A 24,181-nucleotide genomic window follows, 5' to 3' on the forward strand; every position below is an offset into this window, starting at 1 on the left:
CGGAACTTCACCCCAACACCGACCCGCTGACCAGTAGTGTCGATGGCATGAGCTCACGCATCGTCATCACCACCGACTACCTTCACCCCGGCGACACCGTCGATTCGATGCTGCGCGAGCACGGCCTCGAACCGGTCTACTCGCCGGCAGGACGCGGACGCACAGACGACGAGAAACAGAGCCTCTTCACCGGAGCTATCGGAGCGATCGCGGCCAGTGAGCCGATCACCCGCGAGATGCTTACCGCCGCCACCGACCTCAAGGTCATCGCCCGCGCCGGAGTCGGCTACGACAACGTCGACCTCGACGCTGCGGCCGAACTCGGCATCCGAGTCTGCAACACTCCTGAAGTCAACCATCACGCCGTCGCCGAGATGGCGCTCGCCTTCATGCTCGCCTGTGCGCGTCGCCTCGCGACTGTGCTGAACGGAGTCGCCGACGGCGGCTGGCCGCGGGAGGCCGGGACCGAACTGCGAGGCAAGACCCTCGGGGTCATCGGCTATGGCCCCAGCGGCCGAGCGATCGCCGCACTCGGCGCCGCCCTCGGTATGCGCGTGAAGGTCTCCACCGGTCACCCCGACAAGAACCCCGCACCCGGGATCGACTTCGCCGACTTCGACACGACAGTGACGACTGCCGACTACCTCACCCTCCACTCCCGCGCCGGCAAGGGCGACCCGATCATTGATGCCGAAGTGCTGGCGGTCATGAAGGACACGGCCGTCCTCATCAACACCGCCCGCGGTTCACTCGTCGACGAATCCGCCCTGGTCGCAGCCCTGCGCTCGGGGCAGATCGCCGGTGCCGGACTCGACGTCCTCGAACGCGAACCCATCACCGAGGACAACCCGCTGCGCACCATGGACTCCGTCGTCATCACCTCCCACCTCGCCGGTCAGACCGTCGAAGCGCGTGAACGCGCAGGCATCGCCGCAGCTCAGGCTGCCATCGATGTCATTGAAGGGCGGGAACCGCGCGGCGTCGTCGTGTGAGGAGCGGTTTTACAACGAAGAGCATAACCAGCCCCACCGCCGCCAGAACCAGCCCCGCAAGAAAACCGTAGAAGGGGAATCCGTGTTCCGTCACGGAGAAGTCCTGACCGGCGACGGTGTCGCCTGAACAGGTCAGGCTCGGCGGCAGATAGTCGGCGGTGACCGAGAAACCGAGAACTTCATCGCCGCCGATGACATCCGGACAGATCCCGGATCCGCCCGACTTCGACGCGCCGTACCACTGCAGGTACTGGCCGAGCAGCATCAGCGGAAGCACGAAGACTCCGACCGTGATCAGCACCAGGCCACAGCGACCTGCAGCCCCTTCGGTCAGTGGTGAACGCGAGCCGCGAATCAGCCGAGACGCCGTGAACGCGAGCAGCACACCGACGAAGGCAACGAGTCCCAACGCCGCGAGCCCGGCCGAAACGACGAACATCGCCGAGGTGGCTCCGGAGTATTCGATCATCGTCGAGCTGCCGTCGTTGATCTCGGCCAGGCAGGTATATCCGAATGGAGCGCGATCGACGAGTTCCACCGAGTCCAGATCGGCGCCGAAGTCGTTGACCAGATCAGAGCAGGCATCGGCCGCACCGTGTGCATGCGCCATCGACGTCGAGATCCACGAGGTCACCCACTGCACGAGGTGGAGAAGCAGAGCGAACACTAAGCCAACGCACGGCAGCAGAAACGCGATCTGCCAGCGCGATAGTCGCCGGACACAACGAAGGGGCCATCGCGCGGCTGCCCGCACTCTCGTCTCCATACGCCAACAATAACCCAAGAAAGGTTGTGGAAACCCGCGAGCGTTCGGCGCCGTCCCCGCCATCGCCGCCCCCGCCATCGCCACCCAAGCCAACGCCCCACCCAAGCCGACATCACACCCCTGGCCAGCGCCGCCTCGGCGGACATAGGGTGGAACCATGGCCAACTCCTTTGACTACACCACCCCAGCCATCATCCCCACCCTCGACCTCAACGACGGGCGCGCGATCCCGCAGCTCGGGCTCGGCATCTACGCGATGAAGGGCGAGGAGGGCATCGACGCGATCGAGTCGGGCATCGACAACGGCTACACCCTCCTCGACACCGCGGTGAACTACGAGAACGAGCGCGAGGTCGGTCACGCCATCGTCAACACCGGCGCCCCACGCGAGGACCTCTTCGTCACCTCGAAGATCCCCGGCCGCCACCACGGCTTCGACGAAGCGATCGCGAGCACCGAGGAATCCCTGACCCGGCTCGGCCTCGACTACCTCGACCTCCACCTCATCCACTGGCCCAATCCCAGCGTCGGCAAGTACGTCGACACCTGGCGCGGCCTCATCGAACTGCGCGAGCGCGGGCTCGTGAAGTCCATCGGCGTCTCGAACTTCACCGAGGCCATGCTCACTGAGCTCATCGACGCAACCGGGGTCACCCCCGCCGTCAACCAGGTCGAGCTCCACCCGTACTTCCCACAGGCCGATCTCATCGCCTTCCACCGCTCCATCGGTGTGCAGACCGAGAGCTGGTCCCCGCTCTACCGTGACCAGGGGCTCTTCGACGAAACCCCCATCGCCGAGGCGGCCGCCGCCCACGATGTCACCCCCGCCCAGGTGGTCCTGCGCTGGCATATCGAGGTCGGGTCCATTCCGATCCCGAAGTCGGCGGACTTCGAACGCCAGCGCCGCAACGCCGACGTCTTCGAGTTCTCCCTCACCCCCGCCGAGGTGGCCGCGATCTCTGGACTCGAGCGCGGTCGGATGAAGGACCGGGACCCGCTCACGCACGAAGAGATGTGAGGCGCTTCCCTCGCATCAGTCGGGGCCGTTACCCCTGCCGGGCGTCGAAGCGTCGGCGATAGGTCGACGGTGTCGTGCGGAACTCCTCGGTGAAGCTCTGCCGGAAGGTCACGACGCTGCCGAACCCCGTTTCCGCGGCGATCCGCTCGATCGAGTGATCGGTCGTCTCGAGCAGTCGGCGCGACTCATCGAGCCGACGCGACCGCACCCAGGCCGCGGGCGTCGTCCCCGTGGCCGAACGGAACGCCCGAACGAAGGTGCGCGTGCTCATGTGCGCCGCAGTGGCGAGATCGGCAATGGTCAGAGGCTCGCCGAGGTGGTCGAGTGCCCAATCGAGGACCCGTGAGATCGGGTCGTCCCCGGTCTGTGCCGGCAGCGGCCGCCGGATGTACTGCGCCTGACCGCCGTCCCGGTGCGGGGCGATGACAAGGCTGCGAGCAACCTCATTCGCAACGGCGGCGCCGAGGCGGGACCGAACCAAGTGGAGGCACGCGTCGAGTCCGGAGGCCGTGCCCGCGGCGGTGAGCACGTCTCCGTCGTCGATGTAGAGCACGCTTTCGTCGACCTGAAGATCGGGATGCCGTTCGACGAGCCGATCGAAGGCCTTCCAATGGGTGACGGCTTGCCGATTCGTCAGCAGACCCGCATCCGCGACCGGGATCGTCCCCAGGCACAGCCCCACGATGGTCGACCCCCGCTCATGCTCCGTCACCAGGAGTCGGCGCAGGTCCGGCTCCGCCGGTCGAGCATCCTCATGCCAGGACGGAACGACGACGATATCGGCACCATCAGCTGCCTCGGTGCCGGCGAGCCCTGCGATCTCGTAGCCCTCCGCGGTGCGGATCGGATTCCCGTCCGCGGAGAAGACGACGGTCGACCAGTCTGCAGCGCCGAGGCGGGTAACCTCGTCGAAGACCATCTGTGGAACCGAGAGGTGGAACATCGTGATGCCGTCGAAGGCGAAGATCGCGATGCGCATGGTGTCCTTCCTGGCGGGCGGCCACTGTGATGGACTGCCGATCACCTGAGTGCTGATCAATCGAGCGCCGACCAAATGTTGGCGTGAATCCATCGTAATGGTGTCATTGCGCCTATGGTCAAGGTCTGCACGCTCGACGAGAGTGGAGTCATCCGGCACGGTCCGGACCCCAGACACAGTCAGGCAAGACACCCGAAGGAGACCCGAAATGACCACTAACCGCGCTCTCGTCCTCGTCGACATCCAGCAGGACTACTTCGCCGACAGCCCGCTGGTCATCCAGTACCCGAACCCGCAGGATTCCCTGACCAACATCACGCAGGCCATCGATGCCGCGACCGCCGCTGACATCCCGGTCGTCGCAGTCCAGCACACCATGGGAAGCGGGGCACCGGTCTTCGACCCTGACTCGACCGGCTTCGAACTCCACCCCGAGGTGGAGTCTCGGCGCACCGAGTCCTGGAAGTCGCTGGTCAAGGAGAACGGTTCGGTCTACGCAGGAACCGACCTGGCAGAGTGGCTGCGTGAACAGGGAATCGACACCGTGACCTTGGTCGGTTTCATGACGAACAACTGCATTCTCGCCTCAGCGGTCGAAGCCGAAGGCCTCGGGTTCGCCACGGAGGTCCTCGGCGACGCCACCGGAGCGATCAACATTGCCAACGAGGCGGGATTCGCCGATGCGAAGACGGTGCATACCACCCTGCTCGCCTTGCTCAACTCGAACTTCGCTGCCGTCGCTGACACCGCCGCCTGGGCGGAGGCCGTCGACTCCGGACAGACCTTGCCGAAGAGCGACCTCGGCAGTTCCGCCATGGCCGGAGCCGAACGTGCCAGGGCCTGAGTCTGGTTCCGGCCCCTGAACTCGATACGGAGCGGCCGCTCGGTCGGGGAGGTCGGATCGATGTGATCGAACCTCCCGGCCGATGCGGATGAAGGCAACGTCAGGGGCAGATGGAAGACTGGTGGCATGGATCGAGCCATGACAATCGTGCCGAGGGAAGAGCTGAAGAGCCTCGATGACCCCGGCACCTTCGCGCGCGGCAGCGACTATGCGCGGAAGGGCCAGGTGCTGCGCATCGTCTGGCACGAATTCGACCAGCAGCTCGTCGCCGATGTTGCCGGTTCTGCCGGTCTCTATGAAACCACGATCACCTTCGCCGACTTCGACGATGGCGGGCCCGGCGAGATCGTGGACACGGCCTGCAGCTGCCCAGTCAGCTACGACTGCAAACACTGCATCGCCGTGCTCCTCGTCAACAACCAGCAGATGCTCGAACAGCGGACCTCCGCGATCATGGGAGCGGACTTTGACCGCGTGCCCGGGGAAGACGAAACCGACCAGGTCTGGGGCGTCGATCCTTCCGACTTCGGAACGATCATCGGTGCCGGGCGATCACCGGCCAGGCAGGCCAGGGTGCCGGAGTGGCGACAGCGACTCGACCGCATCATCGAAGTCTCGCGTCGGTCGAATCCGCAGACGGAGACAGTGGCGCTCGGCTTCGAGCTCCACCGTGCCCCACAGCGCAGCTACTTCAACCGGGGACCGACTCGGCTCAAAGCCGTCGATATCCCCGACGAAACCGATCCGCAGCTGCACATCCGGCCACTTGTTCCAGGCGCGAAGAACAACTGGATCAAGGGGCAGGCGGGATGGCACTGGTTCACCTCCCGACTCAATGCCTCACGCTTCGACGCCGACCAATTCGAATGGTTCTATCGACTGGTCACCCTCGACGACGGCCTCGGCCGGTCCGGCTATCCGCAGTCGTCGGCAACGATCCGACTCGACGACTTCGACTCACCCTTCCTATGGGAGCTGCTCAGTCAGGCCGCTGACCTCGACATCCCTCTCATCAGCGCCGACAAGCAGATTGCAATCAGGCTGGCTCAGCGGGCCGAATTCCACTTCGATGTCACGCGCAGCGACGACGACCTTGTGCTGAGAACCGACGTCGCCATCAACGACCAGTCGGTGCCGGCCCACGAGGTGCGGCCCATCGGACTCGGTGGCGTCTACCACTTGACCATGGTGGGCAAGTCGAAGGCCGCGGTCACGCTTGCGCCGCTGACCGAGCCGATGACCGAGGCACAGCGCAGTCTTCTGGAAGGTCCCGACGCGACAAGGATCCCCGCACAAGGTCACGACGATTTCGTCGACCGCGTCCTGCCGGCCCTGCGGAAACCGGCTGGTAGGGGCAGCAGAGCGAGGGGCACCGGCAATCGGAAGAGCACCGACACCGACGACACGAGTAACAGCGTCGGATCCGACGACAGCCGAACAGGCACCGCCGGTGACCGCGTCATCAGCAGCGACGGTTCGGTTGACCTGCCCGTCGAGAAGTCCCCGCACCTCAACCTTCACATCAGTTACGAGACTCCCGACAAGCCCGGCCGCGACAAACGAGATCGCAGACAGAACCCCTCCACTCCGACGATGGGTCTGACCTGGTCATGGACCTATTACTCACCCCAGCGGACCTGCCCCCTCGTGCCCCATCACAGCGAACTGATCGATCCGCAGCGCGGCCGCGACCAGAAGTTCGAACACGCCGTGCTCCGCCGGCTGCGCGCCATCGACCCCGACGCGGCGCGCACCGAAACACGCGCCCTGACCGGCATCGACGCCGCCACGTACAGCACCCGTGTGCTGCCTCGAATCCAAGAACTCGACGATGTCGCGGTCACCTTCGCAGACAGCGACAACGCCCCCGACTTCCGCGAGCTCGACGCAACCCCGCAGGTCAGTGTGCGCACTTCGGCGACCGACGACTCTGACTGGTTCGACCTCGGCATCGACGTCACGGTCGACGGCCACGAGATCCCGTTCGTCGACCTCTTCACCGCACTCGCCCAAGGGCAGTCGCACCTCATCCTCGACGACGGATCGTTCTTCTCCCTCGAGAACCCCGTCTTCGACCGACTTCGCGAACTCCTCGCCGAGGCGAATGCCCTCGACGGCTTCTCACCGGAGAACCCGCAGATCAGCCGCTACCAGACCGCCCTGTACGACGAACTCGAGGACCTCGCCGACGACGTTGCCGACGATCCCCGATGGTCCGAACTCATGGACGGACTGAGGAATCTCGATGCCATCGCCGAGGTGGCCGTGCCCGGCACCGTGAACGCGCAGCTGCGGCCCTACCAGGTGGAGGGCTTCCGTTGGTTGGCATTCCTCCGGGAACACCACCTCGGCGGGATCCTCGCCGACGATATGGGCTTGGGCAAGACCCTGCAGACACTCGCCCTCATCGACCACGACCGAAACGAGCGCGAGGCTGAGCGCACGGCCGACCACGCGACCGAGCAATCAGCCGAGACGCAGGCTCCGTTCCTCGTCATCGCCCCCACCTCGGTGGTGGCCAATTGGGTGCTCGAGGCCCGGAAATTCACTCCGCACCTGACCGTGACTGCGGTCGGGGAGACCGCGAAGAAGCGGAAGCGCCCCGTCGCCGAGGCGGTCGCAGGCGCCGATATCGTCGTCACCTCCTATGCGGTTATGCGTCTCGACATCGACGAATTCGCCGGTCTCGACTGGGCGGGCGTCATCTTCGACGAAGCCCAGTTCATGAAGAACCATCAGGCGAAGACGCACCGTGCGGCGAGGCGACTCGACGCTCCGTTCCGGTTGGCGATCACGGGTACGCCGATGGAGAACTCGCTCAACGACGTGTGGTCGCTGATCGCGATCACCTCACCGGGGCTGTTCCCGAACGCCAAGCGCTTCCGGGAGGACTACGTCCGCCCGATCGAAACGGGCGAAGACCCGGCTCGGATGGATCGGCTGCGGTCGCGGCTGCGGCCATTCATGCTGCGCCGGAGCAAAGATCTCGTTGCGGCCGACCTGCCGGAGAAGCAGGAGCAGGTGCTCGGGGTCGAACTCGAACCAGGGCACCGGCGTCTCTATGACACCGTGCTGCAGCGCGAACGCAAACAGGTGCTCGGGCTCCTCGGCGAGTTCGAAAAGAACCGGTTCGCGATCTTCCGGTCGCTGACCCTGCTGCGGATGCTCGCCCTCGACCCGGGGATCGTCGCCGAATATGCCGATTCGGGGATCGCCTCGAGCAAGCTCGGTGTGCTGATGAGCCATCTTCGCGAGGTCCGCGACGAGGGCCACCGGGCTCTCGTATTCAGTCAGTTCACGAGCTACCTGCGTGCGGTGGCGGCCGAACTCGAGGACAACGGAATCGACTATGTCTACCTCGACGGGTCCACGAAGGACCGGACGAAGGTCATCGAAGCCTTTCGTGAGGGCGACGCTCCCGTGTTCCTCATCAGTCTCAAGGCCGGCGGGTTCGGACTCACCCTCACCGAGGCGGACTACGTGTTCCTGCTCGACCCGTGGTGGAATCCGGCCGCGGAGTCCCAGGCCGTCGACCGGACGCACCGCATCGGGCAGACCCGACAGGTCATGGTCTACCGACTCGTGGCCGAGAATACGATCGAAGAGAAGGTGCTGGCGCTGCAGACGAAGAAGGCCGAACTGTTCACCGCGCTCATGGACGAAGGCAGCGCGTTCAGCGAGGTGATCTCGGCCGCGGACATCAGAGACCTGTTGGAGGGTTGAGCGGCCGACGATCTGTCGCCCCGGCAGATTCAAAGACATCCCTGAGTGCCATCCGGCTCGGGCGGGGCAGCTGCTGCCGTTTGCCGTGCCCTTTCGTGTCGAAGCTCTGCAGCAGATAAGCGATGAGACGCCTTGAGAGATCGTGGGCGTGCTCGGGCGGAGCCGCACTGACACCGCTGTTGGCGAAGAAGATGAGCAGCAGGTCGCTGGGGTCGAAGTCGCGGCGCAGTCTGCCGGCCTCCTGGGCCTGGCAGACGAGTTTCGCAAAGGTCGCTTCCGCGTGGTTGCTCTTCTCGTTCACACCCGAGTCCTCGGTGATCGTCGTGATGAAGGCCTCGGTGAATCCACGATCCTCGACCTGCATCCGGCCGAGCTCTTCGACGAAGGTGCAGAAGCCGTGCCACGGATCCGGGTCGGCTGCGGCATCGTCGAGGACCGATTCGCAATGCGTGATCTGAGTCGAGAACACCTCGTCGATGAGTGACCTGCGATCGGGGAACCGGCGGAACAGGGTGGCCGCCCCGACCCCTGCACGCCTGGCGATCGCTGTCATGGGGGCGTCGAGTCCTCGGTCCGCAAAGAGCTGCCTGGCCGCGGCGACGATACGAGTCCGGTTCTGTGCGGCATCAGCACGCAGCCTCGGATGTGCAGGGGCGAAGCCATCAGGGTCTTGCGCCTCGATCTGAGTCGACTCCGCCATTTCTTCTCTCACTTCCGCCGGATTCGGAATGCAGCGATGGTTCCTCTGCTTAGCCTATACGTAAGTGGAAAGTGCATTCCACATATTGTGGGCAGTGCGATGCGCCGAAGGGTGCAGAAGTGAGAGGCGCCGGAAGGCGCAGAGGAGAGTCGCAGAGATGAAGATTTTGATGTTCGGCCGCGGAGTCATTTCGACGCTGTACGGATGGGCCCTGGACAAGGCGGGCAACGATGTCGACTTCTACGTTCGCCCAGGGCGTGCCGCTGACTTCGGTCAGTCGGTCGATCTGGACATCAGAGACGGCAGGAAGAAGTCGTTGAAGGGGACACCGGTGACAGGGCCGTGGCCCATCAATCTGCGTGAGGACCTCGAGGCCGATCACGACTACGATCTCATCATCGTCAGCGTCAACCACGACCAGTTGGAGACCGTGGTCGATTTCCTCAGTACTCGGGTCGGCAGGGCCACTGTGCTCATCTTCAACAATATCTGGGCCGAGCCCGTAGCCGCGGTGCAGTCGCTTCCCCGCGATCACGTCGTGTGGGGCTTCCCTGGCGGCGGAGGAGGATTCTCAGGCAACACGCTGCACGGCGGGTTCATGAGGACCGTCTTCTTCGGCGACATCGACGGGTCGAGCCGCACCACCCGACACCGTGAAGTCACCGAGCTCTTTGAAGCCGCCGGATTCTCGGCTTCGCACGTGGCGGACTTCCGGAGCTGGTTGTGGTTCCACTTCATCCTCGATGCCGCCATCATGGTCGGATGGCTGCGCATGGGAAGCTTCGACGCACTCGTGCGATCCCGGCCGGCTTTGAACGAAGTCGTCCGACTCATCCGTGAGATGATCCCCGTGCTCACAGCGAAGGGAGGCACCGCGCGACTCGGTGCGGGTGCGGTGAAATACGTTCCTGCCGGCGTCCTCGCCCTTGCATCGGAGAAGCTGATGGCCGGTGATTCCATCTCCGCTGTCATCATGAGGCAGGCCCAGGACACCGGTCATATCGACTATGAGGCGAAGGCCATCTACCCGCGAGATGTCCTCGCCGATGCCCGACGGCTGGGTGTCTCGGTTCCCAAGCTCGAAGCGAACGAACCGGCTTTCAAGTAGATCCTGACATCTGAGCACCGGACGCTCGGGCGCGACGGGCGATCGGACCCGTCGCGCGGTCGGGCCGACTCGCTATCGACTCGGAACCTCGACGAGGTTGCCCTTGATTTCGCTGAGGAAGCTCGCCCCCAGCGGGGTCAGGGACAGCAGCTTGCGCTTCGCCCCGGTCCGCGGGGCATCGACGGCGGTGCTCTGCAGCAGGTCGGAATCCTGCAGTCGCTTGATCGTGCGGTAGAGGCCGCGCTCGGTGATCTGCCAACCGGTGGCGGCGGTGACCGCCTCGGCGATGGTCGAGATCTCTGCCGGTTGGTGCGCGGCGACCAGAGAGAGCGTGACTGGAGTGAGCATCGACTTCTTATACGTCTCGACCCAGGAGTCGACGCGATGGTCGAGCCATTCCTGCTCTTCCGGGGTGGGGGCCGTCGCGCCGGCAGCCGTGTCGACGGCATCGGTGTTTCGGCCCGCGCGTGACGTGTCGGCCACCCTCAGTCCTCCCAGCCGCGGCCGAGGACGGCACCGACGAGGTGGATGAGCAGGCCGAGCCCCCAGCAGGCACTCATGACGATGGTGACCCCGAACCAGGAGCCGCCGAGCGCGGCGTGGATGATGTCCGCAGCGCTTGTGTCGAGGGCGTTCGCTGCCATGAGGCGCACGATTGCGTGCAGGTTAAACGACGTCGTCACCGTGACGAACGCGATGGCATGGGCGATGACGACCCCGAAGCGCACCCGTCTGAGCACGCGCAGATTCCGCCACAGCCACGCCGCGATGCCCAGCGCCACGACGGCGGTGAGGATCCCGGCGAGGACGGTGACCTCACCGCCGGTGGCGGCGATGACGATCTGGACGATGGCCATCGCAATGATGAGTCCGAGGGTGTAGGGGAGCAGCAGTGTGCGGGCATTGGCGGGAGATGACGTCTGCGGCGTAGTAGACATATTGGTACTGTACCTATGGTTCACTGCAAGATTCAAGAGGCGGACTCTCTCGACGCACTGTGTGACAATGAAACCGTGGGGATGAGAGTCAGGCACCGGCGCGCTCTGCGCGGCACCCTCGCCGCAGTGTTCGCGACCTTTATCGCTCTGACATCGCACATCCTCGGCGGAGGATCCTTCCCGACCGCGATGGGCATCATCGTGCCGCTGGCGCTGTCGACCCTCGTCTGCGTCCTTCTCACCGGACGACGACTCTCGCTGCCACGGCTGACGGTCTCCGTCGGAATCAGTCAGACGCTCTTTCACTTCCTGTTCTCCCTCTTCACACCGATCCACTCTGCAGCCCCGACCGCGTCGGGACGGTCCGACGGCGGTCTCGCGGCCCTCCTCGGATCGCACTCTCACCACTCTCCGACGCATGGCGCCCACCACGCGGCCACGCAGATGACTCACGATTCTGCAGTCCTGCCTGCCATGGACGGTTCTGTGGGCGCTGCGGCTGACATGCACTCGCACTCGTCTCCGGCGATGCTGTTCGCCCACTGCGTCGCCGGGATCGTGACGGTCGCGATGATCTATTGGGCCGAGCGGCTGCCGGTCATGCTCGGCGAGTTCGCCGGACTCATCATCCGAGCGGTCATTCCTCGCCTCGCGGTCCTGCGACCACTGATCGAGAAGCCTCGGTCGCTGTTCGGCATCGAGCCCGAACTGCCACGCAACCTCGGCGTGTGTCGATCCCCGGTGCTGCGTCGAGGGCCGCCGCAGCCTGCTTTCTGACACTCATGACATCCACGCATCGGCTCCCCTGAGCCGGTGCGATCACTGCTGACCGCGTCTGGTCGTTGACCGATTCCGGCCGACCAGATCCAGCTCAGCGAAACTGAGAGAAAGCATCATCATGACCACACCTTCGTCAACCGTGCCCGAAAACCGGAGGCGTTCCGCTCCATGGCTCGGCCCGCTCCTGCGCCGTCTCCACTTCTACGCGGGCATCCTCGTCGGTCCGTTCATCCTCGTCGCCGCGCTCACCGGGGCGGCCTACGCGATCAGCCCACAACTCGAGAAGATCGTCTATGCCGAGCAGCTGAGCGTTCCCCCGACCGACGATCCGCTGCCGCTGGCCGCTCAGATCGAGGCGGCGAACGCCGTCATCGGAGACAGCGGTGCGTCACTGTCCGCTGTGCGCCCGGCTCCCGAACCGGGCGATACCACCCGCGTGATGTACGACGACCCGAGCCTGGGGGAGAGCGAATCACGGGCGATCTTCGTCGACCCATCCACCGCCGAGGCGGTCGGTGACCTCACCGTGTACGGAACCTCGGGAGCCCTGCCGCTGCGCACATGGATCGACCAGATGCATCGCAGCCTTCACCTCGGCGATGTCGGACGCCTCTACAGCGAACTCGCCGCCTCATGGCTGGGAATCGTCGCGGCCGCTGGCCTCGTGCTCTGGATCCAGCGGGCCCGCAGGACACGACGACCAGCAGCGATGCTTCGCCCACACCGGAAGCACACGGGGCTGCGACGAACCTTCTCCTGGCATGCCTCGGTCGGCATCTGGGCGGCGATCGGGATGCTGTTCCTCTCTGCCACCGGGATCACCTGGTCACAGCTCGGGGGCGACAACGTCACGAAGCTGCGTGCTGCGCTGAGCTGGGAGACCCCGGCGGTTTCGACCGAGCTCGCTGACGGCGCGGGGACGGGTTCGGCTGAGGCCGGCAGTGCCGGTGACCATTCCGAGCACGAAAGTCACGACGGCCACGCTGGTCACGGGGGCGGCCATGCTGGCCACGAAGGGCACGGAAGGCACTCCGGCCACGCCGAGCATCAGGACAGCACGGGGCCCGGGAGCGCGGCGGAGGCGTCCGGGGCGGATCCGGCAGACTTCGACATGATGCTGTCCATGGCACAGGCGGTCAACATCGACACCGGCCAGGTCGAGATTCTGCCGCCCGCTGACGCGAACTCGGCGTGGGTGATCCAGGAGATCCAACGCAGCTATCCCACGCAGGTCGACGCCATCGCCTTCGACCCGACGACGATGAAGGTCACCGATCGCGTTGACTTCGCCGACTACGGTCCGGCGGCGAAGCTCGCCCGTTGGGGAATCGACCTGCACATGGGATCGCTGTTCGGGCTGGCCAATCAGATCGTGCTCTTCGTCCTCGCCATCGGCATCGCCTCGATGGTCGTCTGGGGCTACATCATGTGGTGGCAGCGCCGCCCGAAGCACGATCCGTCGAGACGATTCGGGGTGCTGCCACCTCGCGGAGCACTGCTGAACGCGCCGTGGTGGGGAATCGGTGCGGTCGGCCTCGCCGCGCTTGGTATCGGCGTGCTCCTGCCGATGGTGGGAATCAGCCTCGTCGTGTTCCTCATCATCGATGTGGTCCTCGGCATCCGGGCGAGAAGGCGTGAACGAGTGACGGGCTGATTTCGGTGAAGCCTCCCCGGTGCCGGCGCGCCTCAAGCCTCAGGCGTCGGGCACCGGGTTCGCCGCGGACCCCTCGGTGACAGTAAGAACGATGACGCTGTCTGCGTCCACCCCCAGGTGCCGACGGCGAGATTCCGCGTCCGTGCCGTTGAGTGCTTCCCGAACCCCCGCCAACGAGGCGGCTCCGCAGGGTCCCGCGGCCACCCCGAGCTCGGCGAGCCGGTGTGCGGCATCGATGGCGGCATCGTCGGTGACCGTCACCGCGGCGTCGAGGCCGTCGCGGACCAAAGGCCACGCCAGCGACGAGGGGGTTCCGCAGTTGAGTCCGGACATGATCGTCTTCCCGGTCTCCACCGTCACGGGGTGTCCCGCGTCGAGGCTCGGTCCCATGCATGCTGCCGCCTCCGTCTCGACGGAGACGACTGCGGTATCGTCGTCACCTGCCGCGCTCGAAACAGTGTCGCCGGCGCTCGCCCGCCGGTAGTGCGCGAGCGCGGCCTGCAGCAGCGACCCGACTCCGGTCGGAACGGTGATGAGGTCAGGGGCCCGGTGGCCGGCCTCGTTCAGCTGAACGTCGATCTCACGGAACAGGGTCGAGTAGCCCTCGACGATCCACCCCGGGACCTCTTCGTAACCCTCCCACGCGGTGTCCTGGACGAGCACGCCGCCGTTGGCCGCCGCATAGTCGGCTGCTGCCGCAACGGAATGATCGTAGTCGGCGTCCACCTCGACGACCTCCGCACTCTCCCCGCGGATCGCGGCCACGGCGCTCGGGTGGATGCCACCGGCCGGCACGAAGATGCGGGCCGGATGTCCCGCTTCCCGGGCGAACCGGGCCACGGCGCGACCGTGGTTGCCATCGGTGGCGGTGACCACCTCGGCGTCGGTGTTCGCCTGCGCCGTCTCAAGGGCACGGTGGACGGCCCACGAGGCACCGAGCGCCTTGAACGCGGGCATGCCCAGCCGTGTCGACTCGTCCTTGGCGAAGACCGCGGCGACCCCGAGTTCGCGGGCGAGTTCCGGCAGCGGGGTGAGCGCGGTGGGCTCGTAACCGCTCAATCTGCGGTGGAAGTTCAGGGCCGCATCATCCTGATCGGGACTCGACCAGTTGAGGTCACGGTCGTTGGCGGTCCAGGCGGCGGCGGTTGTCGTGGTCATGAGCGGTTCCCTTCGGGCAGGCGTGAGGTGACGAGTGCTGTGTAGAAATCGATCCCGGCACCGAGGATCGCGTCGTTGAAGTTGAAGTCGCGGCTGTGCAGCGGGGCCGTGCCGCCGCCGGCTGCGCCGCTTTCGGTGATCTCGCCGGCGCCGAGGAAGGCGAAGCAGGCGGGGACCGCGCGGGCATAGGCGGCGAAGTCTTCGCTGGCGGTGATCGGCCGGCAGGAAGCTTCTACCTTGTCGGCCCCGAGCGCGGTCTCCGCCGCTGTGGCGGCGTGGGCGACGCAGTCGGCGTCGTTGATGGTCGGCCGGAAAACGCGGGTGTAGATGACCTGGCTCGAGGCGCGATGAGCCAGTGCGGCACCCTCGGCGATCTCCCGGATGCGGGTTTCGACGAGCGCGCTGTCGGTATCGGTGAAGGTCCGCACGTCCCCACGGATGACCACCTGGTCGGGGATGGCGTTGCGGGCGCCGTCGGTGGTCAGCTCTGTGCAGGAGACGACGACCGAGTTGAGCGGGTCGACGCTGCGGGCGACGATGGTCTGCAGGGACAGGACGACCTCGGCGCCGATGACCATGGGGTCGATGACGTGTTGCGGGGCGGAGGCATGCCCGCCGCGGCCGGTGATGCGGATCTCGAAGTTGTCCTCGGCGGCCATGAGCGGTCCGGGGCGGGTGTGGATCTCGCCGGCGGGCAGGCGCGGGATGTTGTGCAGTCCGTAGACCTCGTCGGTGGGGAAACGGTCGAAGAGTCCGTCGGCGATCATCGCCTCGGCGCCGGTTCCCGGTTCCTCGGCAGGTTGGAAGAACAGGCGGACGGTTCCGTCGAAGGCGATGTCCTTTGCCAGCGCCGAGGCGGCTCCGAGCACCATTGCCATGTGTCCATCGTGTCCGCAGGCGTGCATGGTGCCGACGTTCTTCGACGCGTAGTCGACGCCAGTGCGCTCTTCGATCGGCAGCCCGTCCATGTCGGCGCGCAGGGCGATCGTCCGCGGGCTCGTGCCGCGGGTGAGGGAGGCGACGACGCCGCTGCCGCCGATGCCGGTGGTGACTTCCCAACCGAGGTCGGTGCAGGTGCGGGCGACGAAGTCGGCGGCCTCGGCGACGTCGAACTCGGTGCCCGGAATTTGGTGGAGGTGCCTGCGCCACTGGGTGGCGAGGTCATGGTGTTCTGCTGTCATGTCCTCAGGCTCCTGCAATGGCGGGAAGTCATTCAATCGGAACTGACAAAGTGATCGGTTGAGGAGGGATCAGACGCAATATCTTTGCGTGCCGGTGGAGAGTCGTTGAGACTTGAGGCGTGGACACCACTCTCGACGAGATCGACCTGAGCCTGCTAGAAGCGCTGCAGGCTGATGCCCGCTTGCCCCAATCGGCTCTGGGTGCGCGCGTCGGGCTCTCAACTGCCGCGGTCAACCGTCGCCTCAAACGGCTGACCGAGGCCGGCATCATCCTCGGCAGCACCCTGACTCTGGCCTCGGAGCTCCTCGGTCGACCCGTGCGGGTCATCGCCCAGCTCGCCGTCGAGAGCGAGCAGATGGACAGGCTCGACGAGGTCCGTGCCTCGCTCGTCGAACGTCCGGAGGTTCAGCAGTGCTACTACGTGGCTGGGGAATGGGACTTCGTCCTCATCCTCCTGGTCAAAGACATGGCCGAGTACACGGAGCTGACACGGCAGCTGTTCTTCGGCAACGACAACATCCGCCGCTTCAGCACGCAGGTCGTCATGGACGCCGCGAAGGTCGGTCTCACCGTGCCGTTGGGGTGAGGTCTACGGACGAACCTACTACCCAGCCGGTGGACGCAAATTCGGAAGCTCCGAGTATCAGGCTCCGAGCAGCGCGAGCGGTATGACGGCAATTCCGTCTGAACGGCGGTATGCTCCGGGGCCGGTGTTGATGACGGCTGAGTCAATGAGGCGATCGCCGACCTGTTCACGCAGCCAGTGGAGGTGGCGAACATCGGAGTCAGTCACTGTGGCAGCGAGTTTGACTTCAAATGCGAGAATTCCGCCATCGGGGCGAACAAGAATGAGATCGATCTCATGGTCGCCGTTTCGAGTGCGGAGATGACGCACCTCTGCTTCCGCCGCCTGTGCGGGAACGCGGACGCAGAGAGTGACGAGCGACTCGAAGAAGCTGCCGAGAAGTGTCCCCGCCTGCGGTCCTACGGGGGTTCCCTTACCGTCAAGCAGTGACTCTCGGGTCATTCCCAGCAAGCGCGCGGCCAAGGCCGGGTCAGCAAGATGGTGCTTTGGCCCACTCTGCAGTCGTTTGAGCTCGGATCCGCTGGCCGTCCATGCAGGGACGGGGTCGAGAACCCAGATCTGCGAGAGCAAGTCTCTGTACGCGGCGGTCGTATTGCGACTCGGCTTGTCTGTGAAGCCAGCTGTGGCGGCATTGAGGATCTGGGTGTAACTCGACGTGGTCGAAGTCGCAGCGGCGTACGCTCTGAGCCAGTCGATGAGGACGTCGGGTCGTCGCACGGTTGTTCCCGATTCGGGGATATCTCTGTCGACGATGTTTCTTATGTAGCTGTCTAGCTGAACTCTGAATGCGCGGGCGGGCAATCCCTGCAAACCTGGGAATCCTGAGAGGATGATTGCATCGACATAGTCTTTGAGTCTCAGATCTGTTATTCCCGTGATTTCACGACGATCGCCCGCCGTGAGACCTGAGAGGCTGACGCTTGGAACCGTGATTCCACGCTCTTGGAGAGTCATTGGTCGCATACGAAGGCGGATGATTCGGCCGGCTCCAGAATGCGATGTTGCACCGGGAGAAGGCGAGGCGCTGCCGGCGAATAGGAACTGTCCTCCAGCGCGATCGTTGTCGACCGCGCGGCGCACTGCATCCCAGACCTGCGGTACGTGTTGCCATTCGTCGAAGAGTATTGGGCGGTTTCGGGTGAGCGAAGCAGCTGGGTCGGCACCAACGGTGCTCTGCAGGGCAGGGTCATCTAAGGTGAGCACCGTCTTCGCTCGTTCGGATGCGGTTGCAGTTTTTCCGACCCCCTTTGCTCCATCAATAGCTATGGCGGCCAACTCAGGGAAGAGCTCATCCAGTTCGTCATCGATGGTGCGTCTCGTATAGCCCATGGCTCAGATTCTAGCCGTTAAATTAGATGAATCGAGCATTTAGCCGACATTCTATTGTGCACATAGCCGGACTTCTATTGTGCATGTAGCCGGACTTCTATTAAGCAATCAGCGGGACCTCTATTGAACAGAGGGCAGGCGTTAGCCAAGCTCAGCGTCGCAGAGTCGGGTTCGCCACCAGATTTGCCCTGACGTCGTCGATCTCGGTTCCCGACACCACACAGGCCAGTCCACGGTGGCGGCGGGTCGTGAACACCATGACAGCTGAGACCGCGACGAGGAGGAAGAGGAGCAGCCCGGAAAGTGGGAATGTCCATTGGGACAGCAGCATGTAGCCGCCGATGCCGAAGAGGAACCTTAGGGCCCGACCGACCGGCGTCGGCCGTCGCACGGTGACTGCCGCGATGAGGACGAGGCGCTCGCCGAGGGTCACACCGCGGCTGAGGACGGAGAGCAGCTGAGCGGCGAAGGGCAGAGCGAATCCGATGAACGCCACGGTAGGACCGGGTTCGGCAATCGTGCCGTCGCCGAGGACGGCTTTGATGACCCCGTAGACGAGGGCGACGGACCATCCGAACAGTCCCCAGATGAGCAGATCGCAGAGGATGCCGGTCAGTCGACGAGTCACCGTGAGCGGGCGTGGGGCATCGGGCTCCTGCAGACCGTCTCGCCGGCGGAGGAACAGCAGGCCTGCGACGGAGCCGAGGACCGCACCGAGGGTGTTCATGATGAGGTCGTCGACGTCGAAGACCCGATAGGCGCAGGGGTAGAGTCCCCAGATGCCGGTGATCTGGGTGACCTCGATGAGCGCCGAGGCGGCCAGTCCGGTCACCGTCGCCATGACTATGCCTCGTCCGGCGAGCTGTCTGACGAACCATCCGAGTGGAACGAAGAGGATGATGTTGAGGGCTGCCTGCAGGACCGCAGGATTGGTCATCAGGGCGCGGACGCTGCTGGTGTCGAAGCTGAGGATGTCGTTGATGAATTGGAAGGGGCGCAGCTGCACCGCCGCGCAGGTGAGTTCAGCGGCCGAGGGGATCGGCAGCAGCGTGTACGTCCACAGAGCCATCGCGTAGACGGCTGCGGCGAACCACATCAGCGTGCGCCAGAACGTCAGTCCGCCTCGGCGGCGGTAGCTGATTGCGACAAACGGCACGAACGCGAGCACGGCGACACCGCAGCCGACGAGGACGGCCACGAAGGCCGGAATGACGAAGGAGCTCATTTCCGCAATCCTACGTGTCGGTCCAGGTCAGCGGCTACGATCGCAACACTGTTCCCGCACCTCGCCGGTCAGTCGAAGCTCACGGACTTCCGGGGCTCGGTGTGGACCTTGAGTTCGAAGACGTCGGGGCGGGAGTAGTGGCCGACGACATCGAAATCGAGGTGGGAGCGGGTCTTTGCGGCCGGATCGATGTCGGCATAGAGGATCGTCTCCTCGTCGTAGACCGGTCCAGCCAACACCTCGCCGGTGGGTGTGATGATGACGCTGCCGCCGCGGATGGCGGTCTCACCGTAGGGCAGTTCTTCGTCGAAGGGGTGGTCGTCGGGGAATTCGCTCTTCGTGATGAACTGGCAGGCTGAGAGCACATGTGTTCGACCCTCGAGGGCGATGTGCGTCATCGTCGCAGTCCATGTCGGCCGGTCGTCGACGGTCGGAGCACAGTAGAGCTCCACGCCCTTGGCGTACATCGCCTGCCGCAGCAGCGGCATGTAGTTCTCCCAGCAGATGACGCTGCCCACTCGCCCGAGCGAGGTGTCCATCGTGTCGAGTGTCGATCCGTCCCCGAAACCCCAGATGACACGCTCGGTGCCGGTGGGCATGAGCTTCCGGTGCGCACCGATCACTCCGCGCTCGGGGTCGATCATCACTGCCGTGCAGTAGAGAGTGTTTCCGGACCGTTCGATGATCCCGATGACGACGAAGGCACCAGCCTCGCGGGCCGCCTCGGCGAGTCTGCCGACCTCTGAGCCATCGACGGTGACCGCGCCGTCGAAGTATCGCTCGAACTGCGCGCGACCAGTTCCGGTGCGCATTCCCACCGGAGCGCCGAATGTGCTGCCTTTCGGGTAGCCGCCGATGAAGGCTTCGGGAAACACGACGAGCTCGGCCCCGTTGGCAGCGGCCTCACGCAGCTTTGTCATCGCTTTGTCGATCGAAGCCTCGGCGTCGAATGGAATGGAACCTGCTTGGACGACTGCCACTTTGTGCATACTGCTCGATCCTCTTCGCTCGATGGAAACTCCTGCCCTTACTGTCGAACGCGAGGTGGAAAAGGTCAACAGGCGAGAGACGGCGGAGGCGCCCGTCCATAGAGGACGAGCGCCTCCGCTGATTGCAGTCGTCAGCTCCAGTATGACGCCGAGCGGCTTCGCATGCTGTCGCGGAACTGGCCGGTCGACTTCTCGAGCAGCTCACCGGTGCCCCAGTCGAGGACGACGCCATATTGTCGGACGACGTCGTGAACGGTGATCTCGCCGTCGCGGTAACGTCGGGCCACCTCGGCGGGGTCGGCGTCCAGCCAGGATGCGCGTTCGGAGCGGATCCTCTCGCGCTCGACGGTCGTCGCCGCCTCGTCGATCTCGAACTCGTCGAGCTCGGCATCGATTTCACGGATGACGACACCGTAATCCTTGGCGGCACGGTCGATGGAGACGTAGCCGTCGATGACGTCCTCAAGCACTTCGGCAGTTGTGCGCTCGAGCGGATCACCGAAGCCACCGCCACCGGCGCTGGGTCGTTCGAAAGTGTCACCCGGGCCGATGGACACGTTCGAGAACGTCGCTCCCAGATACTTCGGATTCTCCGACGACGGGTTGAGCCAGACGCCGTGTGGGATGGACGGCAGCCCGCCGTTGATGCCCCAAGTCGTCGACCGACCTCGATCGCAGCAATAGCTCATCACTGCGCCGGCCGCATCGGTGAGGATGCCGCCCTTGTTGACTCCGCAGCCGCCTCGGAACCGGCCGGGCCCGCCCGAGTCGGTATTGATCGAGTGCTGGGTGGTCACCACCGGGGTCAGACGCTCCTGACCCTCGACCGGTTGGACTGCGAGTCCGGTGCCGAACACGGGCGACGTCGCTGAAGACCCGTCTTTCGTCGACCGGCCACCCCAACCGCCGGCCATCCAGTCGTACCACATGAAGTACGGACTCGACTCCGACCTCGCATCATGCCCGCCGACGAGCAGATACTCGAGATTGAACGCACATGCCATGGCGCGTTCGGGCATGATGTGGGACCACAGTTCGAAGATCGCATTCATGACCTTCTCGTACGGGCCTGAACAGAATCCGGTTACAGCATGTGGCCAACCAGCATTGACGACGGTTCCTTCTTCACCGATCTCCGCAGTCACGGCCTCATAGAACCCCGAGTTGAGCGGAACCTCTGGGAAGAAGGTCTTCGTGCCCGCATAGATCGCCGAGAACGTCGTTCCGTAGCCGGAGTTGAGGAAGGTCGAAACCGCCTCGGCAGATCCGGTGAGGTCGTAGTGGATGCCGGACCCGTCGAGGGTGAGCTTCACGCGGATCGGGGCCAGACCCTCACCCTTGGCCGGATCACCGTCAAGGAAGTCGACGGTTTCCCATTCGCCTGTCGGCAGATCACCGAGGCTGGCGAGCACTGTGCGGCAGACATAGTCCTGCGTCTCCTGCATGGCGTCGAGCACCGTGTCCTTCGAGTATTTGTCGACGAGTCGGAGGACTTCGCGTTCACACACGGCCGTGGCCTCCGCTTGAGCATTGAGATCGCCGAGGGCCTGATCAGGGGCGCGAGTATTCGACACGAGCAGCTGCGCAACATCGTGGAGGAACCGACCTTTGTGCCATACCCGCAGCGGCGTGATGCGCAGGCCTTCACCGAAGTGCTCGCTGGCCGAGACATCGAACGAACCAGGAACGGACCCGCCGATGTCGGCCCAGTGGCCTTTGTTCTGCGCGAAGCCGATGATCTCATCCTCGGCGAAGATCGGGCGGATGAAGCTGACATCGTTGAAATGGGTGCCGCCTCGGTAGGGGTCGTTGATGAGGAAGACATCACCGGGATTGATGTCATCACCGAACTCCTCCATGACGGCTTTGCACTGGAAGTGCAGAGTGCCGACGTGGACGGCGATGTCCGCACTGCCCTGCATGACGGTGTTTCCGTGACGGTCGCACAGGGCGGACGAGAAGTCGCGAGAGTAGATGACGAACGAATAGCAGGTTCTCAGGATCTGCTCGCTCATGAGGTCGACGCTGGTGGCGAAGGCGTTCTTGAGGACTTCGAAGGTCACCGGGTCCAGAGTGGATGTCGATTTTTCTGTGGTTGTGGTCATTGGTCTCTCCTCACAGGCCGTTCTGAGTCGAATTCTCGGTGGCAGAAGCCAGTGCCGGCTCCTCTTCCTCGGTGGTCAGCGCGATACGGATGTTGAACCACTCATCGATGACGGCCGACGAGTTCGGTGGGATCACAGTCGTCGAATCGATCTGATTGAGAATCGCCGGTCCGATGAATGCGGCTCCCGACGGCAGGTTCTCTCGCTGATAGACCGGGGTCGAATGCCACTTCCCGTCGAAGTAGACCTCGCGCACCTCGATCGGCTCACCAGGATCATTGCTGCTGACAGGCGTCGGTTTGAAGGTCGGCTTCGGAGTCTTGCCGAGTGCCTTGAGGTGCAGTTGGTAGATTTCGACCGGGGTGTCGTCTTGTCTGAATGCATACTGCTTCTCATGCTCCTCGTGGAAGAGCTGAACAGCATCACGCAGAGCATTCGGACCCGATCCCATCCGCACTTGGAGCGACCGCCATTGGCCGTGATAGCGCATTGAGATCCCGCGTTCGAAGACGGCGTCTTCCTCGGCGACTTTCTCGTGGCGCAGCCGGTCTCGACCTTCGAGCTCGAGCTCACGGAAGTGCTGTTCGACTGCTTCGGTATCTGCGGAGTCCGCGACGCCGGTGAACATCTGGGACAGATCGTGCTGGATGTCGACGAGCAGACAGCCGAGCGCCGAGGTGACTCCTGGACTCGGAGGCACAATGATCGTGGGGATATTGAGCTCACGGGCAACATCGGCCCCATGCAGCGCCCCGGCACCGCCGAATGCAATGAGCGCGAAGTCGCGAGGGTCGAGTCCGCGGCGGATGGATACGAGTCGGACAGCGTCGGCCATGTTCGCATTGGCCACTTGGACAATGGATTCAGCCGCCGTGTCGACATCGAGTCCGAGCGGGTCGGCGATCTTCTCCTTGATCACCGCCCGCGAACTGTCGCGGTCCAGAATCATCTCACCATCGGCCAGATCCGTGCCCAGACGGTTGAGCCATAGGTTCGCGTCGGTGTTCGTCGGTTCTTCGCCGCCGCGGCGATAGCAGACAGGGCCCGGGTCGGCACCGGCTGACTGGGGACCGTTGCGCAGCGACCCTGCGATGTCGATATGCGCCAGCGATCCGCCGCCGGCACCGATGGTGAGGACTTCGATGCTCGGGAAGACGATCGGGTGACCGTATTCGACCTCCCACTCATTGGTCTCACGCAGTTCGCCGTCGGCGATGAGCGAAATGTCTGTCGAAGTGCCGCCCATGTCGAGGCCGACGGCGTTGGCATGGCCGCATTGCTCTGCCACATGCTGAGCCGCAATGGCCCCGGCTGCGATGCCGGACGCCGCGAGGCGCACAGGGAACTGCTTGACCATCTCAGAGGTCATCGATCCGCCGCCCGAATGGAGCAGCAGAAGTTCTCCCGCGTAGCCGTCCTTCGTCAGGCTCGAGTCGAGCTGTTCGACGTAGCCGGACACCAGTGGCCCGAGTACAGCGTTGGCCACGGTCGTGTTGAAGCGGTTGTGCTCGAAGATCTCCGGCAGCACCTCCGCTGAAGTGGAGATGTTGGCACCCGGCAGCTCTTCGGCCAGGATCTCGCGCATGCGGATCTCGTTCGCGGCATTCGCATATGAGTTGACGAAGCAGATGGCTACAGTGTCGGCTTTGCGCTTCTTCAGCAGCCGGCCGAGCTTTCTGGCTTCGTCTTCATCGAGTTCGGTGATGATGTTGCCGGCATAATCGACGCGTTCAGTGACTTCGAAGCGGTCGCGGCGACGAATATAAGGGCCGGAGACGTCGGAATATGCGTCCCACAGATCGTCCTTCGTGCCATCGCGGATCTCTATGACATCGCGGAATCCCTTGGTCGTGACCATGGCCGATTTGGGGAATTTACGAGTGATGAGTGCGTTGGTTGCAACGGTGGTCCCGTGCGAGAAGAGTTCGACCCGTCCGAGGTCGATGTTCGCCCGCTTCACTCCGTTGAGAACCGCCTCCATCGGGTTGTCTGGGGTAGACGGAACTTTTGTCACCCTCATCTTCTGTGTGGATTCGTCGAATATGCAGATATCGGTGAATGTTCCGCCGACGTCTACTGCGACACGCAGATCTGCCACTGCCATC

General features: G+C 64.4%; 20 protein-coding genes. 8 read left to right on the forward strand and 12 right to left on the reverse strand.

Going from position 1 to position 24,181, the window contains the following annotated elements; all coding sequences use genetic code 11:
- Nucleotides 1–47: 47 nt before the first annotated feature.
- Nucleotides 48–992, forward strand: a complete 945-nt coding sequence (locus EB835_RS08675; RefSeq protein ID WP_135809065.1) for an NAD(P)-dependent oxidoreductase — start codon at nt 48–50, stop codon at nt 990–992.
- Here EB835_RS08675 and EB835_RS08680 read toward each other — a convergent pair.
- Complete coding sequence (locus EB835_RS08680; protein ID WP_135809066.1) at nt 955–1,917, reverse strand: hypothetical protein; 963 nt, start codon at nt 1,915–1,917, stop codon at nt 955–957. The two genes, EB835_RS08675 and EB835_RS08680, sit on opposite strands and share 38 nt — an antisense overlap.
- On the opposite strand from EB835_RS08680, the gene EB835_RS08685 reads away from it, so the two are divergent.
- Nucleotides 1,916–2,776: an aldo/keto reductase gene (locus EB835_RS08685; protein ID WP_135809067.1), complete on the forward strand. Its 861-nt coding sequence runs from the start codon at nt 1,916–1,918 to the stop codon at nt 2,774–2,776. The two genes, EB835_RS08680 and EB835_RS08685, sit on opposite strands and share 2 nt — an antisense overlap.
- 28 nt (nt 2,777–2,804) lie before the next feature.
- Here the strand turns inward: EB835_RS08685 and EB835_RS08690 are convergent, their stop codons facing one another.
- Nucleotides 2,805–3,755 (reverse strand): GlxA family transcriptional regulator, encoded by a 951-nt coding sequence (locus EB835_RS08690; RefSeq protein ID WP_135809068.1) that lies wholly within the window; start codon nt 3,753–3,755, stop codon nt 2,805–2,807.
- A gap of 208 nt (nt 3,756–3,963) precedes the next feature.
- Here EB835_RS08690 and EB835_RS08695 point away from each other — a divergent pair, with 208 nt between their 5' ends.
- Both EB835_RS08695 and EB835_RS08700 read left to right on the forward strand, forming a co-directional pair.
- Complete coding sequence (locus tag EB835_RS08695; protein WP_135809069.1) at nt 3,964–4,599, forward strand: isochorismatase family protein; 636 nt, start codon at nt 3,964–3,966, stop codon at nt 4,597–4,599.
- Nucleotides 4,600–4,725: 126 nt separating this feature from the next.
- Complete coding sequence (locus EB835_RS08700) at nt 4,726–8,322, forward strand: DEAD/DEAH box helicase (protein ID WP_135809070.1); 3,597 nt, start codon at nt 4,726–4,728, stop codon at nt 8,320–8,322.
- On the opposite strand, the gene EB835_RS08705 is transcribed toward EB835_RS08700, so the two are convergent.
- Nucleotides 8,300–9,022: a TetR/AcrR family transcriptional regulator gene (locus EB835_RS08705; protein WP_135809071.1), complete on the reverse strand. Its 723-nt coding sequence runs from the start codon at nt 9,020–9,022 to the stop codon at nt 8,300–8,302. The genes EB835_RS08700 and EB835_RS08705 overlap by 23 nt on opposite strands.
- 157 nt (nt 9,023–9,179) lie before the next feature.
- On the opposite strand from EB835_RS08705, the gene EB835_RS08710 reads away from it, so the two are divergent.
- Nucleotides 9,180–10,130 (forward strand): ketopantoate reductase family protein, encoded by a 951-nt coding sequence (locus EB835_RS08710; RefSeq protein ID WP_135809072.1) that lies wholly within the window; start codon nt 9,180–9,182, stop codon nt 10,128–10,130.
- Nucleotides 10,131–10,202: 72 nt separating this feature from the next.
- Here EB835_RS08710 and EB835_RS08715 read toward each other — a convergent pair whose 3' ends face one another.
- Both EB835_RS08715 and EB835_RS08720 read right to left on the reverse strand, forming a co-directional pair.
- Nucleotides 10,203–10,613 carry a PadR family transcriptional regulator gene (locus tag EB835_RS08715; protein ID WP_135809073.1) on the reverse strand — a complete coding sequence of 137 codons (411 nt, stop codon included), beginning with the start codon at nt 10,611–10,613 and terminating at the stop codon, nt 10,203–10,205.
- 2 nt (nt 10,614–10,615) lie between these two features.
- Nucleotides 10,616–11,068 carry a hypothetical protein gene (locus EB835_RS08720; RefSeq protein WP_135809074.1) on the reverse strand — a complete coding sequence of 151 codons (453 nt, stop codon included), beginning with the start codon at nt 11,066–11,068 and terminating at the stop codon, nt 10,616–10,618.
- Nucleotides 11,069–11,149: 81 nt separating this feature from the next.
- Here EB835_RS08720 and EB835_RS08725 point away from each other — a divergent pair, with 81 nt between their 5' ends.
- On the forward strand, nt 11,150–11,845 hold the full coding sequence (locus EB835_RS08725) for a hypothetical protein (RefSeq protein ID WP_240688644.1): 696 nt from the start codon (nt 11,150–11,152) through the stop codon (nt 11,843–11,845).
- Between the two features lie 121 nt (nt 11,846–11,966).
- Complete coding sequence (locus tag EB835_RS08730; protein ID WP_135809076.1) at nt 11,967–13,502, forward strand: PepSY-associated TM helix domain-containing protein; 1,536 nt, start codon at nt 11,967–11,969, stop codon at nt 13,500–13,502.
- A 39-nt stretch (nt 13,503–13,541) separates the two neighbouring features.
- On the opposite strand, the gene EB835_RS08735 is transcribed toward EB835_RS08730, so the two are convergent.
- Together EB835_RS08735 and EB835_RS08740 are read right to left on the reverse strand one after the other, a co-directional pair.
- The gene (locus tag EB835_RS08735) at nt 13,542–14,660 is read right to left on the reverse strand and encodes a pyridoxal-phosphate dependent enzyme (RefSeq protein WP_135809077.1); all 1,119 of its coding nucleotides are present in this window, start codon (nt 14,658–14,660) and stop codon (nt 13,542–13,544) included.
- The gene (locus tag EB835_RS08740) at nt 14,657–15,841 is read right to left on the reverse strand and encodes an amidohydrolase (RefSeq protein ID WP_135809078.1); all 1,185 of its coding nucleotides are present in this window, start codon (nt 15,839–15,841) and stop codon (nt 14,657–14,659) included. The genes EB835_RS08735 and EB835_RS08740 overlap by 4 nt, the downstream gene beginning before the upstream one ends.
- 119 nt (nt 15,842–15,960) lie before the next feature.
- Here EB835_RS08740 and EB835_RS08745 point away from each other — a divergent pair, with 119 nt between their 5' ends.
- A complete protein-coding gene (locus EB835_RS08745; protein WP_135809079.1) occupies nt 15,961–16,428 on the forward strand; it encodes an Lrp/AsnC family transcriptional regulator in 468 nt (155 codons plus the stop codon).
- Between the two features lie 57 nt (nt 16,429–16,485).
- Here EB835_RS08745 and EB835_RS08750 read toward each other — a convergent pair whose 3' ends face one another.
- The 5 genes from EB835_RS08750 to EB835_RS08770 form a co-directional block, all read right to left on the reverse strand.
- Nucleotides 16,486–17,703: an ATP-binding protein gene (locus EB835_RS08750; RefSeq protein WP_346763146.1), complete on the reverse strand. Its 1,218-nt coding sequence runs from the start codon at nt 17,701–17,703 to the stop codon at nt 16,486–16,488.
- A 205-nt stretch (nt 17,704–17,908) separates the two neighbouring features.
- Nucleotides 17,909–18,982 carry a VanZ family protein gene (locus EB835_RS08755; RefSeq protein WP_135809081.1) on the reverse strand — a complete coding sequence of 358 codons (1,074 nt, stop codon included), beginning with the start codon at nt 18,980–18,982 and terminating at the stop codon, nt 17,909–17,911.
- 68 nt (nt 18,983–19,050) lie between these two features.
- A complete protein-coding gene (locus tag EB835_RS08760; RefSeq protein ID WP_135809082.1) occupies nt 19,051–19,971 on the reverse strand; it encodes a carbon-nitrogen hydrolase family protein in 921 nt (306 codons plus the stop codon).
- Between the two features lie 131 nt (nt 19,972–20,102).
- Nucleotides 20,103–22,076, reverse strand: a complete 1,974-nt coding sequence (locus tag EB835_RS08765; protein ID WP_135809083.1) for a hydantoinase B/oxoprolinase family protein — start codon at nt 22,074–22,076, stop codon at nt 20,103–20,105.
- A 10-nt stretch (nt 22,077–22,086) separates the two neighbouring features.
- On the reverse strand, nt 22,087–24,174 hold the full coding sequence (locus tag EB835_RS08770) for a hydantoinase/oxoprolinase family protein (RefSeq protein WP_205749896.1): 2,088 nt from the start codon (nt 24,172–24,174) through the stop codon (nt 22,087–22,089).
- Nucleotides 24,175–24,181 lie beyond the last annotated feature (7 nt).

This window comes from Brevibacterium sp. S22 (genome assembly GCF_004745485.1).
Classification (GTDB): domain Bacteria; phylum Actinomycetota; class Actinomycetes; order Actinomycetales; family Brevibacteriaceae; genus Brevibacterium.

Coding starts and splice junctions, on each gene's coding strand:
- EB835_RS08675 (WP_135809065.1), top strand. CDS start 48: ATGAGCTCACGCATCGTCATCACCACCGACTACCTTCACCCCGGCGAC.
- EB835_RS08685 (WP_135809067.1), top strand. CDS start 1,916: ATGGCCAACTCCTTTGACTACACCACCCCAGCCATCATCCCCACCCTC.
- EB835_RS08680 (WP_135809066.1), bottom strand. CDS start 1,917: ATGGTTCCACCCTATGTCCGCCGAGGCGGCGCTGGCCAGGGGTGTGAT.
- EB835_RS08690 (WP_135809068.1), bottom strand. CDS start 3,755: ATGCGCATCGCGATCTTCGCCTTCGACGGCATCACGATGTTCCACCTC.
- EB835_RS08695 (WP_135809069.1), top strand. CDS start 3,964: ATGACCACTAACCGCGCTCTCGTCCTCGTCGACATCCAGCAGGACTAC.
- EB835_RS08700 (WP_135809070.1), top strand. CDS start 4,726: ATGGATCGAGCCATGACAATCGTGCCGAGGGAAGAGCTGAAGAGCCTC.
- EB835_RS08705 (WP_135809071.1), bottom strand. CDS start 9,022: ATGGCGGAGTCGACTCAGATCGAGGCGCAAGACCCTGATGGCTTCGCC.
- EB835_RS08710 (WP_135809072.1), top strand. CDS start 9,180: ATGAAGATTTTGATGTTCGGCCGCGGAGTCATTTCGACGCTGTACGGA.
- EB835_RS08720 (WP_135809074.1), bottom strand. CDS start 11,068: ATGTCTACTACGCCGCAGACGTCATCTCCCGCCAATGCCCGCACACTG.
- EB835_RS08725 (WP_240688644.1), top strand. CDS start 11,150: ATGAGAGTCAGGCACCGGCGCGCTCTGCGCGGCACCCTCGCCGCAGTG.
- EB835_RS08730 (WP_135809076.1), top strand. CDS start 11,967: ATGACCACACCTTCGTCAACCGTGCCCGAAAACCGGAGGCGTTCCGCT.
- EB835_RS08735 (WP_135809077.1), bottom strand. CDS start 14,660: ATGACCACGACAACCGCCGCCGCCTGGACCGCCAACGACCGTGACCTC.
- EB835_RS08740 (WP_135809078.1), bottom strand. CDS start 15,841: ATGACAGCAGAACACCATGACCTCGCCACCCAGTGGCGCAGGCACCTC.
- EB835_RS08755 (WP_135809081.1), bottom strand. CDS start 18,982: ATGAGCTCCTTCGTCATTCCGGCCTTCGTGGCCGTCCTCGTCGGCTGC.
- EB835_RS08760 (WP_135809082.1), bottom strand. CDS start 19,971: ATGCACAAAGTGGCAGTCGTCCAAGCAGGTTCCATTCCATTCGACGCC.
- EB835_RS08765 (WP_135809083.1), bottom strand. CDS start 22,076: ATGACCACAACCACAGAAAAATCGACATCCACTCTGGACCCGGTGACC.